Origin of the sequence: Myxococcus sp. AB025B (assembly GCF_006518215.1) — a bacterium.
Lineage (GTDB): Bacteria > Myxococcota > Myxococcia > Myxococcales > Myxococcaceae > Myxococcus > Myxococcus fulvus.
In genome coordinates this window covers 1-12,695 of sequence record NZ_SRLW01000282.1, presented here as the reverse complement: position 1 = coordinate 12,695, position 12,695 = coordinate 1, and the positions used below count along the sequence as shown (strand labels likewise).

Here is a 12,695-nt window from a genome sequence, read left to right as displayed (position 1 = left end):
GCACGCCGCCAGCGTTCGTTCTGAGCCAGGATCAAACTCTCCAATTTTTATTTTGAAGGTTGAACCGGCGTCAGCTGAGGCCCGGCTAAGGAACCTCAACTCGCTGATTCACTACAGGCCCTGCCGGCATGCGCTTCTCAGCGCTCCCTGACTGGGGCCTTCTCAAAGATTGACTGCGGTTTCCGCAATCCTTCTCTTCTTCTTGGGCTTGCTATTTGGTTTTCAAAGATCGAGTCGCTTGTCTCCACCGCGACTTCTTGTTATCGTTCTTCTTGTCCGCCGCTCGCTGCTTTCGGCGGGCTGCATCTTTTATTCAGGTCCGCGTCAGCTGTCAACTTCGACTTGCGTCCCTTTGGCTCTCTCGAAGTCTTCAGCGCCGCCCAGTGGCTTCCGCTGTTTCTCTTCGTGAGGGGCGCGGCTTCTACCTCTTCGCCGCATCCCGTGTCAACCGCTGCTTCGCTGACCGCCCCGTCGCTCCCGCCCGCTTGCTTCCGGGCTTCTTCGTCGGGGCGCGGCTTCTACCACCGCCGCATCTTCTGTCAACCCACTGCGCTGACCGCCGTATTTCCGATGTCGTCCTGCCTTCGCGTGAAGTGCTCCGCACCAGTGCGCGGCTTCGTTGCGAGGGGCGCGGCTTGTACCACCGCCGCGACTGAAGTCAAACCGTCGACAAGCTGCCCTCCCCCGCCGACCCAGTTCAGTGCCGTCTCCCATGAGACGACGTCCTGCACCACCACCCGCACGCCCACTGAACCACTACCATCCGGTCGACCATGTATGGAGCGCTCCGGAGGATGTCAACTCGTTGTCACGAGCCGCTCCGGACGCTTGCCTGCCCCCTGAGGGCCCACTCTGGGCCGCCACGAGGCGCACGGTCCTATCCATTCTGAATCAGAGAACCACAGCGCCCGAGGCGCTGATTCCACGGCGTTTCCGACGTGGCTCCCGGCGACGCGAAGGCGACCTGCCCTTGCGCGCCTCGCCGTGAGGTGGGCGGCTTATCCACCAAGCCAGGGACCAGCGCAAGAAGTTTGCTTCTCGTCACTTCGGCGCCGCCTGGAGGACACCGCTCCCAGGCTCAGACGCCGAGCTTCAACCGGGAGACGTCCGCCCGCCCCCGGCGGCATCCCTCGGCGACGACCACGGCCTTGAGCTCACTGTAGGCCCGGTCGAAGTCGTCATTCACGACCACATAGTCGTACGCGGCGATTCCCCGCTCCATCTCGGAGCGCGCCGCCAGCATGCGCCGACGGATGGTCTCGTCAGAGTCCGTCTGCCGGTCCCTCAGACGACGCTCGAGCTCTTCCATGGACGGAGGCAGCACGAAGATGAGGACCGCGTCCGGGTGCTTGCGCTTGATGGCCTGGCCCCCCTGCACGTCGATGTCGAAGATGGCGACGCCCCGGTTGGCCCGGGCGATGTCCACCGTCGACTGGGGGCTCCCGTAGAAGTGGCCGTGAACCTCCGCCCACTCCACGAACTCGCCGCGTTCGATCTTCGCCTGGAAGGTGGCCACGTCCACGAAGTGGTAGTCGACGCCCTCCTGCTCCTTGCCTCGGGGCCGGCGCGTCGTGACGCTGATGGAGAAGTTCGCCTGGGGCGTCTCCCGGAGGAGCCGGTGGGCCAGGGTGGTCTTCCCCGCTCCAGAGGGGGCGGAGAGGACGAGCAACAGACCGGGCGGAAGGATGGTGGTTTCGCTCATTCGACGTTCTGCACCTGTTCGCGGATGCGCTCGACCTCGGCCTTCATCGAGACCACGCGCGCGGAGATGTCCGCGTGCTGGCTCTTGGAGCCCGTCGTGTTCACCTCGCGGTGCATCTCCTGCACGAGAAAGTCCATGCGGCGGCCCGTGGGCTCCTGGCTCGCCATGAGGGCGCGGAACTGCTCGAGGTGGCTCGCAAGGCGCGTCACCTCCTCGGCGATGTCCGTGCGCTCGGCGAAGAGCGCGACCTCCTGGGCCAGCCGCTGCGGGTCCACCGCGACGCCGCGCGCCAGCTCCGCGACGCGCTCGGTGAGCCGCTGCTGGTAGTCCTGCACCGCGCGGGGCGCCAGCTGCGCCACCTCCCGGCTCCACCCCTCGAGCAGCTTCATGCGCGCATCGAGGTCGGCGTGGATGGCCTCGCCCTCGACAAGCCGCATCTTCTCCAGGGCCCCGAGCGCCTGGTCCAGCGCCGCCGTCACCGCGGGCGTCGCGGACTCCAGGTCGACGCCCTTCTCCTCCAGGCGGACCACGCCCTGCTGGTTGGCCACCTGGGACCAGGTGACGTCCTGGGAGAGGCCCAGCTCCTTGGCCAGCTCCCGGAAGGTGCGCAGGTACTCGCGCGCCAGGTTGAGGTCCACCGTGGGCACGGTGCCCGAGGCCGTGGAGGACTGCCGCTTCACCAGCAGCTCCACCGAGCCACGCGCCAGCCGGTCCTTCACCTGCTTCGTGACGAGCGGCTCCAGGGAGGCGAGCTCGCGCGGCAGGCGCGCCTTCACCTCGCAGAACTTGTGATTGAGCGAGCGCAGCTCCACGGAGACCTCTTCGTCTCCCACGCGCGCGCGGCCCGCGCCAAACCCGGTCATGCTCTTCAGCATTGGGCGGTTGCTAGGGGCTTTCCGCCCGCAGGTCAAGCAGCGTGCTTGCACGCCTTTCAGTTCTGTGTAGGGTCCGCGCCGCGATGTCCTGGCACAAGCGGCTCGAGTTATGGGCGAAGCTGGCACTCGCGCTCGTGGCGTCCCTGCTGTTCTGGCGCCCCGGCCGCAAGCTGCGCCCCGGAAAGTCTCTCCCCGTCCCCCGGAAGGTGCTGCTCGTGCGGCCCGACAACCGCGTGGGCGAGGCCCTGCTCACCACTCCCCTGCTGCGCGCCCTCAAGGCCCAGGTCCACCCCGCGCCCGAGGTCCATGTCCTGGTCCACGCCAAGGTGGCCCGGGTCCTCGCCAACCACCCCGACGCGGACCAGGTCATCGCCTTCGACCGTCGCCGCATCTGGGCCGGGCCCCTGGCCCCCGGCATCCGTGCCCTGCGTCAGGCGAACTACGACCTCGTGGTCGACTGCGCCAACTGGGAGGCCCCGTCCGTGACGAGCGCGCTGGTGTCGAGACTCGCCGGTCCTCGCGCCGTGGTCGTCGGGCCCAAGGTCTGGCCGGTGACGTACCTGCACTCGCTCTCCGTTCCAGCACGGCCCGACACCCGCAGCGAGGCCGTCCAGCGCACCCACTTGCTCTCTCCCGTGGCTGGCAACGAGCTGGCTCGGGAGCTGTCCTTCCGGGAGCCGTACATCCGCGACTCCTTCCGCACGTTCCTGGAAGAGGACGCCTCCGTGCCGTGCGCGGTCATCAATCCCGGCGGCCGACTGGGGCCCCGTCGCATCCCCCCGGAGGCCTTCGCCGCCGCGGCGCGGGCGCTGCTGGAGGTGGGCCGCACGCCCATCGTGACGTGGGGGCCCGGCGAGGAAGAGCTCGCGAAGGCCGTGCTCGCCGGTGCGCCCGGGGCCCGACTGGCGCCTCCCACCAACCTGGATGAGCTCGCGGCCCTGATGCGCGCCGCGGGCCTCACGGTGTGTAACAACACCGGCCCCATGCACCTGTCCGTCGCCGTGGGTGCGCCGACGTTGGCGTTCTTCCTCCGGATGGACATGGAGCGCTGGGGCCACGCCTATGGCCCACACCGCATGGTCGACCTCACGTCCATCGTCGATGGCGCGGGAGGACAGGGGCTCGAGGCTCGCGCCGCCGAAGAGGCGCGGTCCTTCGCCGCGGAGCTCACCGCCTAGGCGCGTCCTCGCGAGTCATCAGCTCGGGAAGCAGCTGCGGCACGCCGTCCTTCACGGGCCACGAGGCATGGCAGGCCACGCAGTGGAGCCGCTCCGTGGCGCCAGTCCCCAGGACGACGAGCGCCCCCTTGCATCGGGGGCAGCCCAGCACCGCCAGGAGCGGGGCATCCATGGGCTACTTCGCGTCCTCACGCCCGAGCCGACGCGCCAGCTCCGTGGTGCTGTGGTTCTTCGGGTCGCCCGACACCGCGGTGCGGCCCCCGTAGGCGCGAACCTCGTCACCCTCGGGGATGCTGTCGGGCGTGTAGTCCGTGCCCTTCACATGCACGTCCGGCCTCAACACCCGGATGATTCCGCGCACGTTCGGCTCGTCGAAGACGATGACCCGGTCCGTGCACGCGAGGGCGGCGACCAGCTCCGCGCGCTCGTTCTCCGGGATGTGCGGCCTGCCAGGCCCCTTGTACGCGCGCGTCGAGGCGTCCGAGTTCACCGCCACCACCAGCACGTCCGCCAGCTCGCGCGCGCCCTCCAGGTAGCGCACGTGGCCCACGTGCAGCAGGTCGAACACCCCGTTGGCGAGCGCCACCGTGCGGCCCTCCTGCTTCCAGCGGGCCCTCGCCTCCGCCACCTGCTCGAGCGACTGAATCTTCTCCAAGGTGCTCATCGCGCGCTCCGCAGCTCCGCCAGCAGCTCATCCCGGGACACCGTCGCGGTCCCTGGCTTCTGCACCACCATGGAGCCAGCCACGTTCGCCAGCCTCGCCGCCTCGCCGAACGAGGCACCGGCCGCGACGGCCAGCGAGAACGTCGCAATCACCGTGTCGCCCGCGCCCGTTACATCCACCGCGGCCTTCGCTCCGTGCACCGGGATGAGGTCCACGCCCCCGTCCGCGTCGAAGAGCGCCATGCCGTGGCGGCCCCGCGTCACCAGCAACGCGCGGCATCCCAGCCGGCGCACCGCTTCCTTCCCAGCCAGGAGCAGGTCCTCCTCCGAGCGCACGGGCCGGCCCGCGAGCGCCTCCAGCTCGGGCTCGTTGGGCTTGCACACCGTCAGCCCCGAGAACGACGCGAGCGCATAGCGGCTGTCCACGCACACCGGCAGCCCATCCGCCGCGAGCTTGCGGAGCACACCTCGCACCTCGTCGTTCAGCACCCCCGCGCCGTAGTCCGAGACGACCACCGCGTCCGCGTCCCGAGCGGCCTGCTCCACGTGACGGGCCAGGGCCTTGCGCACCCGGGGCGGCAGCTCCGAGCGCTGTCCCCGGTCCAGGCGCAGCATCTGCTGCCGCGTGGTGCTCAGGCCACCGGCCAGGATGCGCGTCTTCGTCTCCGTCGCGATGTCTCGACCGCCCACCGCATGCAGCCGGACGCCGGCCTCGGAGAACAGGTGGCGCAGCTCGCCGCCCATCTCGTCCGCGCCGAGCACACCGACGGCCGTCACCTGGCCCGTCAAGGCGCGGACGTTGGCCGCGACATTCGCGCCTCCGCCCAGCTTCACCTCCGCGGACTCGTAGCGGACGATGAGCACGGGCGCCTCGCGGCTCACCCGGTCCGTCTGTCCGTAGATGTAGTGGTCTGCGACGAGGTCCCCGACCAGCAGCACGCGACGACGCGAGAACGCGAGCGGCAGGCGAGAGGGCAAGGGCGAGGAGCGAACGGGCGAGACCGCGGCCATGGCGGCGGTTTGTCCCACAGCCCCCCTCGTCTCACAAGTCGCCTGACGCGCCCGCCAGCCCGAGCGCCCGATACAGGTGGGCCTCTCCCTCCAGCACCTCCACCCCCAACCGCACCTTCCACGCCGCGAACCCGGGCGGCAGCCGCACCGCGTCCTTCTCCGTCGTCACCACCACCCCGCCTCGACGCGCCGCCCGCTGGACCACGTCCTTCAGCTCCTCGGCAGTGAAGCGGTGATGGTCCGGGAACAGCGCCGCGTCGACGACCTCCACCCCCAGCGTCCTCAGGGTCTTCAGGAAGCCCCCCGGCCGGCCAAGCCCCGCCAGCGCCAACACGCCCTGCCCTCTCAGGCGCTCCGGTGGATGCGACATGCCCTCCGGGTCCACCCATGCCGAGGGCCCATAGCGCGCTCGCACCCGGGGAATCGACTCGGCTTCTCGCGGAAGGCTCACCGCTGGGGGCTCACCCACGGCCGCCGCGGACGTGCGCACCCAGAGCAGCGTGGCGCGTCGAATCGATGAAGCGGGCTCACGCAGCGGACCTCGCGGAAGCATGTGGCCATTGCCCAGCCCCACCGCCTCGTCCACCACCACCAGGTCTTCGTCCCGCGCGAGGCGACGGTGTTGAAAGCCATCGTCGAGCAACACCGTGTCCAGGCCGAACTCGTCCCGTGCTCGCAACGCACTGGCGACCCGGTCGGGATTCACGAAGAGCCTCACGCTCGGACATCGCGTCGCGAGCAACAGTGGCTCGTCACCCGCGTCCTCCACCGAGGGCAGAGGCTGTGCTCCCGTGAAGGTCAGCGGCTCGCGCGAACGCCGGCCGTAGCCTCTCGTGAGGATGCCGACCTTGCGCCCCGCTCGCACGAGCTGCTCCGCCAGGTACAGCACCGCGGGCGTCTTGCCCGTTCCTCCCACGTTCAGGTTGCCCACGGAGAGGACCCGTAGTCCCTCGACACGCTCGGCTCGCAGCAGCCCCTTGTCGTACAGGGCCCTTCGCAGTTGCACCGCCGCGGCGTAGCTCCACGACAACGCCGTCAGCGGAGACAGCAACGCCCTGCGGCCCCAGTCCTCCGGTGACGGCGGGTAGAAGACCCGCTCGATGGCGGTGGGCGACTCGGCGGCGGGAGGACTCAAGACCGACGGGCTCCCATCACCCGGTGCTCGACGTTCGACAGGGGCCTCATCGAGGAGCCCCGTGGGCCGCCTCGGCGTACATGGCGAGCACATCGGCGGCGATGCGCGCGTTCGTCGGATGGGCCACCGGCGCGAGTACTCCCGAGAGCGCCGCCGTCACGACGGCTTCGGGCGTGGGCTCGGCCACTCGCGCATCCGCCAGGTCCGGCAATGCGCCTTCGTCCACCGCGACCACTCGGACACCACACGCTCGCGCCTGGGCCGCGGCCCTCGCGCTCCAGTCATTCCCCAAGCCCAGCAGCCAGACCTCATCCAGCGCCTTGAGCCAGCGCGCGAAGGCCTCGCCCTGCTGATAGCCCGCGAAGACCACCGCGTCCGTCAAGCCCAGCGCCGTTGCCAGATTGCGCGTCGCCTCCAGCAACGCTCCGTCACCCACGAGGATGAAGCGCGCGTGAGGATGGTGCTGGCGGTACTTCGCGAAGGCCTCCACTCCAACCGCATGGCGCCTCGAAGGCTGGAACGTGGAGACCATTCCCACCAGCGGTCCGCCCATGAGCCCCAGCTCGCGCCGGAGCGACTCGCGGTCCGCTTCGGGCCGGAACCTCGGGTCCACCAGCGCCGGGAGCACCCGAGCCCGCTTCCCTCGCTCCAACAGCCTCGGCAACAGCGCGCTCGCCGGAACCGTGTACGCGTCCGCCGCGGGCAACGAGGAACGCAGCGAACGGGGCGCGTGCAGCGAGCGCACCAGCACCGCGCCTCGGGGACGTCCCCACCTCGCGAGGAAGTGGTCGTGACTGAAGTGCGAATGCACCACGTCCACCTGCCGCGCGCGCAGACGCCGCGAGTCGCTCCACATGCGCCACGGCGGCGACTTCACGGACAACTCCAGGCCGCCTTCGTCCAACAGGCCGAGTTCCTGGAAGCGCGGCACCGCGGGCTCCTCCGCCGGCACGTCCTTGCGACGACGGTCCACCGCCACCGTCACCTCGTGCCCCGCCTCCCTCTGCGCTCGGGCCAGCAGCGCGACGTTCTCCGCGGGTCCACTGAAGAACGGGCTCGCGAGCAGGTGAAGGATGCGCATCCGCTCAGCGCCTCACCAGCGTGCGGTACAGCGCCTCCAGCGCGTGCGCCTCGTGCTCCACGCCACACCGCCGACGCGCCTCCTCGGCCGCGTTGCGCCCCACCTGCCGCGCTCGCTCCGGCTCCCGCATCAACATGTCGAGCAGCTCCCGCAGCGCCTTCACGTCTCCCGGCTCGAAGAAGAAGCCCGTGCGGCCATGCTCGATGAGCGTGTCCAGGTACGGCAGCTTCGATGCCACCACGCAACAACCCGACGCCATCGCCTCCACGTGCACCAGCGAGTACCCCTCCGCATAGGACGGGTGCACCAGCACCGTGAGCCCCTGGTACCACGGCTCGATGACCGACTGCTCTCCAGCCAGCGTCACCCGGTCCTCGATGCCGGCGCGCAGGCCGTTCACCCAGTCCAGGTCCGCGCCCTTCGCCAGGCCCACCAGCACGCCCTGCCACTCGGGGTGCTCGGGTAGCAGCGGACGCACCGCCTCCAGGAAATCTCCCTGCCCCTTCTCCTTCCGGATGCGACCGATGACGCCGATTCCCAGGCGCCCACCCTGCCCCAGTCGCTCCCAGGCCTTCTGACGGTCCTCGGGCGGATGGAAGCGCGTCAGGTCGATGCCGTGCGAGATGACCGTCGACGGCAACGCGATGACGTCCGCCACCTGCTTCGTCAACGACACCAGCGCGTCCGCGCCCCGCGCGATGAAGCGCGTGAAACCACTGGGCGCCATCGACGTGTGCCGCGTGAACACCAACCGCACCTGTCGGCCTACCAGCTTCAACAGCATCCCCGCGAGCAGCTCGTTGTTCCGATGCGCGTGCCATACCACCGGCTCCGAGCGCGCCCTGCGCAGCAACTCCGGCCAGGTGATTCGCGGCAGGCCCTCGCTCAGTCCCGAGCCGATGACCCGCGTCTCCGAGCCCGAGTCCTTCACCAGCGCTGGCACCACCGACTCGACGTGACGCGTGACGCCCGTGTACCGGTTGTGGAAATGCGGGTGGATGATGAGCGTCATCGCGGCTCCGCCCTGCCGTGCGGGAAGAGCGACAGCATCGCCTCGGCGTTGCGCTCGCTCGCGCCGGAGATCCGGCCCACCGTCTCCAGGGCCCGGGCCCCGAGCTCATCGATTCGCCTCGGGTCCTCCAACAGCTCCGCGAGCCTCGCGTGCAGCTCCTCCGCGTCCGCCACCTGGAGGCCTCCGTGCCCCAACAACACCGTCACACTGTCCAAGAAGTTGTCCATGTGCGGCCCGAACAACACCGGCTTGCCCTGCCCCGCGGGCTCCAGGATGTTCTGGCCACCTCGCTTCGTGAACGAGCCTCCCACGAAGACCACCGTCCCCAGTCGGTAGGCCCGCGACAGCTCTCCGATGGTGTCCAGCACCACCACCTGGCCCCTCTCGGGGTTGCCCTGCGAGCGCAGCCCCACGCTCAGCCCCGCGTCTCGCGCGAGCGTCACCACTCGCGCCGCGCGGTCCACGTACCTGGGCGCAATCACCAGCCGCAGCTCCGGCCACTTCGCGAGCAGCCGTCGGTAGACGCCCAGCAGCACCTCCTCCTCCCCCTCGTGCGTGCTTCCGGCAATCCACACGGATGAGCCCACGGGGAGCCCCAGGACCTCGCGCAACATGGCGTCCTCCGGCGCGGGCCCCGAGGCCAGGGAGTCGAACTTCGTGTTCCCCGTCACCATCACCCAGTCGGGACGCGCGCCCAGACTCCTCGCCCGCTCCGCTTCGTCCTCGTGGCGCATCAACATCAGGTCCAGGTCCTTCAGCGGATTGCCGATGAGCCCGAACAACGCCCGGTAGCGCCCCACGTTCGCAGGCGAGAAGCGGCCGTTGGTCATCACCACGCGTGCCCCTCCGCGCTTCGCCGCGCGGATGAGGTTGGGCCAGAGCTCCGTGTACTCGAGGACCAGGATGTCCGGCCGGAGCGCCTTCATCGCCCGCCTCGTCGCGCCCCACAGGTCATAGGGCACGTAGATGACCCCATCGATGTCCTTGGCCAGCCGCCCCGTCGCCATCGCATGGCCGCTGTCCGTCATCGTCGACAGGATGAGCTGGCAACCCGGGAAGCGCGCTCGCAGCGGCGCGAACATCGGGGAGAGCGCGAGCAGGTCTCCCGCGCTCGCTCCGTGCAGCCACACCACGGGCCCATCGCCCCTCACGGGCAACGCGCCCGGGGCATAGAACCCCAGTCGCTGCCACAGGCCATGACGCGTCTTCCGGTGCACACACAGCACCGGGAGGAGCAGCGGGAAGAGCAGGTACGTGGCGAGGATGTAGAGGAGTCGCATGGACGGCTCCCCGGCCCTCTATCAGATGCCAGGGCTCCGAGGCAGCACACGCACGGGATTCGGAACAATCCAAGGTCGCCATTCGGACCCGAAGAAGCGTCCGGGCCCCTTCGCCCAGACCTCCACCCGCACCAGCCCCTCCCCCGTCAGCTCCACCGACGTGCCGTCCTCCCCCAGTCGGCCTTCTCCCCACACCTGCACCCGAACCGTGTCCACGTCCGGCAACCCCGGCAGGCGCACCTTCAGGACGTCCCCCACCCGGGCCTCGCGAAGCTCCGGGTCCACCCCCTCCAGGGCGAAGCCCTCGGGCTCCCCCAGCGCTCGGAAGGAACAGAGGGCCGAGCCTCCTCGCAGCGCTCTCGTCACGAGCGCCGCGGCCACCTTCGCATCCTTCGGCAGGGGCGCGGGGAGCTGCTCCGGCGGGAGGTACATCGCGAGCGAGCTGAACACGGACTCGTACGACGGCAGGCCATGCGCGTCATGGGCGCAGAACGAGCGCTTGGGTTGCTCGCGGGACAGTTCCATGAAGCGCTCACCGGGCTCGGGCTCGGGCGCGACGAGCAGCATCACCCCGTGTATCGGGTTCGCGAGATACGCGCCCACGGCCGGCAGCAATCGGCTCATGGGATTGCGCAGGGCCTGACGAAAGAACGTGTCCGCCGAGTACAGCTCGAACCCCTTCGCCTCACGGGCGGTCGGCTCGTCCGTCCACGGGTTCTTCTTCTGCACCGGATGCGCGAGGACCGTCATGCCTCCCGCGGCCTCCACTGCCCTCACCGCATCCGCCGCGGGCATCCACCGCGTCATGCCCTCCAGCGGGCGCTCCATGCCGAACGCGACCAGGTGCCCCGCGGACGTCGAGATTTCAACGCCGGGAATCAGCAGCACGCCATCGCCCCAGGTCGGACCGGGCGGCGTGAAGTCGTTGTGGTCCGTCAACAACACGAAGTCGAGGCCCGCGGCCTTCGCCGCGAGCACCACGTCGAGTGGACTGCCGCGTCCATCCGAGCGTGTGGTGTGCACGTGGAAGGCGCCCCGAATCCACCTCGGCTCGCCCTCCTTCGGGGGCACCACCGGGTATGTCGTGTACGAGGCCGGGAGCGCGAAGAATCCGCAGAGGCCCAGGAGGAGGAGCAACAGGCCCACCAGCGCGCGAAGCCCCTTGCCGAGCGCTACACGAAGTCGGCTCATCGCCCCTCTTCTCCACGTCTCGCAGTGACGACGTCGATGGATGTCACGATGAGGACAACGCCCCTGGCGCCGCACCGAGGCAACGCCTGTGACGACTCCAGCGTCATTGTCCGGACCTCGGCCGTCCCCGAAACAGGCGCTCCACCACGTTCAGTCCCGGCTCCTGGCGCGGGGACCTGGCTTCCCCGCACGGGTGTGGCGCGCATGAAGGAGCCTTCCAGCCGGCCCCCATCCGCGGGCCGACCACACCGCTGCGCGCCAGCCCCGCCCTCGCTCCGACGTATCGATGTGACGAGTGCGCGGCTCCTGCAGTGACCATCTGGTCCCGCGACAGGTCCTGGACCTGAATGCCGCCACACGGGGACTTGCCCAGGCGTACCAGAGTCCGGCCCGACGGCGCGCGAACCACCTTGGACCGTCGACGAGTCCGGTCCCGCGAGGCGTCTTGCGGCATGGGTGAGTTGCACGCGGGGACTTCGCGCCCCCCGACACCGGCCCGTCGCTCACGGACAGGGGTCTCATGACAGGCCCTCGGCTCCAGGGGACCGCGCTTCACGCGGCGCCTCGCTCGAAGGTGCCCTCCGTCTGCATCTTCCACAGCGCGGCGTAGCGTCCGCCCTTCGCGAGCAACTCCGCGTGCGAGCCGCTCTCGACCGCGCGCCCCGCCTCCATCACGTGGAGCACGTCCGCGTTCACCACCGTCGACAACCGGTGCGCGATGACCAGCGCCGTCCGTCCCGGCAACACCGCCGCCAGCGCAGCCTGCACCTCTCGCTCGCTCTCAGGATCCAGGCTGCTCGTCGCCTCGTCCAGGACCAGCACCCGCGCTCGCGCCAGCACCGCCCTCGCGATGCACAGCCGCTGCCGCTGCCCTCCGCTCAACGTCACGCCGCGCTCGCCGATGCGCGTGTCGTAGCCCTGGGGCAACGCTCGGATGAACCCGTCCGCGTTCGCCACCTTCGCCGCCGCCTCCACTTCCTCACGCGTGGCGTCCGGTCGCGCATAGCGAAGGTTGTCCAGCACCGTGCCCTGGAACAACAACGGTTCCTGCGTCACCAGCGCCAGCTGCTCGCGAAGGCTCGCCGCCGTGTAGCGGTCCATGTCCACGCCGTCCAACAACAGCCTCCCGGACTGGGGCCGCTCGAAGCGCAGGAGCAGCGACGTCACCGTGCTCTTGCCTCCGCCACTGCCTCCCACCAGCGCCGTCACCTGCCCCGCCTTCAGCTCCAGCGTCACGCCCTCGAGCGCGCGCCGCTCGCCATACGCGAAGCTCACGTCCTCGAAGCGCACCGACTGGGACAGGGGCGGCGCCGACACCGCGTCCGGCGCGTCCTGCACCGGGTGCTTCAAGTCCAGCAACGCGAAGAGCCGCTCACCCGCCGCGCCCGCCTGCATCGCGAACTGCGTCACCCGGCCCAGGTCCTTCACCGGCTGGTACACCAGGATGACCGCCGTCAGCAGCGACAACAGCGCCTCCGGCTCCATCAACTTCGCGCTCGCCGCGAAGGCCAACGCCCCCGCCAGCGCCGCCGCCGCCAGCACCTCCATGATGCCGGGCACCCCGCCT

Annotated in this window: 12 protein-coding genes; 1 reads left to right on the top strand and 11 read right to left on the bottom strand. The window is 69.9% G+C overall.

Features of this window, described 5'->3' with window-relative positions; all coding sequences use genetic code 11:
* Positions 1-1,078: 1,078 nt before the first annotated feature.
* Together gmk and FL311_RS33810 are read right to left on the bottom strand one after the other, a co-directional pair.
* Entirely contained in the window at positions 1,079-1,702 is a 624-nt protein-coding gene (gene gmk, locus FL311_RS33815; protein ID WP_141331814.1) for a guanylate kinase, read from the bottom strand.
* A complete protein-coding gene (locus tag FL311_RS33810; protein WP_141331812.1) occupies positions 1,699-2,577 on the bottom strand; it encodes a YicC/YloC family endoribonuclease in 879 nt (292 codons plus the stop codon). Before FL311_RS33810 ends, gmk begins: the two co-directional genes overlap by 4 nt.
* Before the next feature lie 83 nt (positions 2,578-2,660).
* On the opposite strand from FL311_RS33810, the gene FL311_RS33805 reads away from it, so the two are divergent.
* Positions 2,661-3,755 (top strand): glycosyltransferase family 9 protein, encoded by a 1,095-nt coding sequence (locus FL311_RS33805; RefSeq protein WP_141331810.1) that lies wholly within the window; start codon positions 2,661-2,663, stop codon positions 3,753-3,755.
* Here the strand turns inward: FL311_RS33805 and FL311_RS33800 are convergent.
* The 9 genes from FL311_RS33800 to FL311_RS33760 all read right to left on the bottom strand — a co-directional run.
* Complete coding sequence (locus tag FL311_RS33800; RefSeq protein ID WP_141331808.1) at positions 3,745-3,927, bottom strand: Trm112 family protein; 183 nt, start codon at positions 3,925-3,927, stop codon at positions 3,745-3,747. The genes FL311_RS33805 and FL311_RS33800 overlap by 11 nt on opposite strands.
* Positions 3,928-3,930: 3 nt before the next feature.
* Complete coding sequence (locus tag FL311_RS33795; protein WP_141331806.1) at positions 3,931-4,419, bottom strand: adenylyltransferase/cytidyltransferase family protein; 489 nt, start codon at positions 4,417-4,419, stop codon at positions 3,931-3,933.
* Complete coding sequence (locus FL311_RS33790) at positions 4,416-5,429, bottom strand: bifunctional heptose 7-phosphate kinase/heptose 1-phosphate adenyltransferase (RefSeq protein ID WP_141331804.1); 1,014 nt, start codon at positions 5,427-5,429, stop codon at positions 4,416-4,418. The genes FL311_RS33795 and FL311_RS33790 overlap by 4 nt, the downstream gene beginning before the upstream one ends.
* A 31-nt stretch (positions 5,430-5,460) precedes the next feature.
* Entirely contained in the window at positions 5,461-6,564 is a 1,104-nt protein-coding gene (lpxK, locus tag FL311_RS33785) for a tetraacyldisaccharide 4'-kinase (RefSeq protein WP_228557265.1), read from the bottom strand.
* A gap of 46 nt (positions 6,565-6,610) precedes the next feature.
* The gene (locus FL311_RS33780) at positions 6,611-7,645 is read right to left on the bottom strand and encodes a glycosyltransferase (protein ID WP_141331799.1); all 1,035 of its coding nucleotides are present in this window, start codon (positions 7,643-7,645) and stop codon (positions 6,611-6,613) included.
* Between the two features lie 4 nt (positions 7,646-7,649).
* Positions 7,650-8,657 (bottom strand): glycosyltransferase family 4 protein, encoded by a 1,008-nt coding sequence (locus FL311_RS33775; RefSeq protein ID WP_141331797.1) that lies wholly within the window; start codon positions 8,655-8,657, stop codon positions 7,650-7,652.
* A complete protein-coding gene (locus FL311_RS33770; protein ID WP_141331795.1) occupies positions 8,654-9,937 on the bottom strand; it encodes a 3-deoxy-D-manno-octulosonic acid transferase in 1,284 nt (427 codons plus the stop codon). Before FL311_RS33770 ends, FL311_RS33775 begins: the two co-directional genes overlap by 4 nt.
* A gap of 21 nt (positions 9,938-9,958) precedes the next feature.
* On the bottom strand, positions 9,959-11,128 hold the full coding sequence (locus FL311_RS33765) for a PHP domain-containing protein (RefSeq protein WP_141331793.1): 1,170 nt from the start codon (positions 11,126-11,128) through the stop codon (positions 9,959-9,961).
* 552 nt (positions 11,129-11,680) lie between these two features.
* A partial coding sequence (locus FL311_RS33760; RefSeq protein ID WP_141331791.1) for an ABC transporter ATP-binding protein occupies positions 11,681-12,695 on the bottom strand: 1,015 nt, incomplete at its 5' end.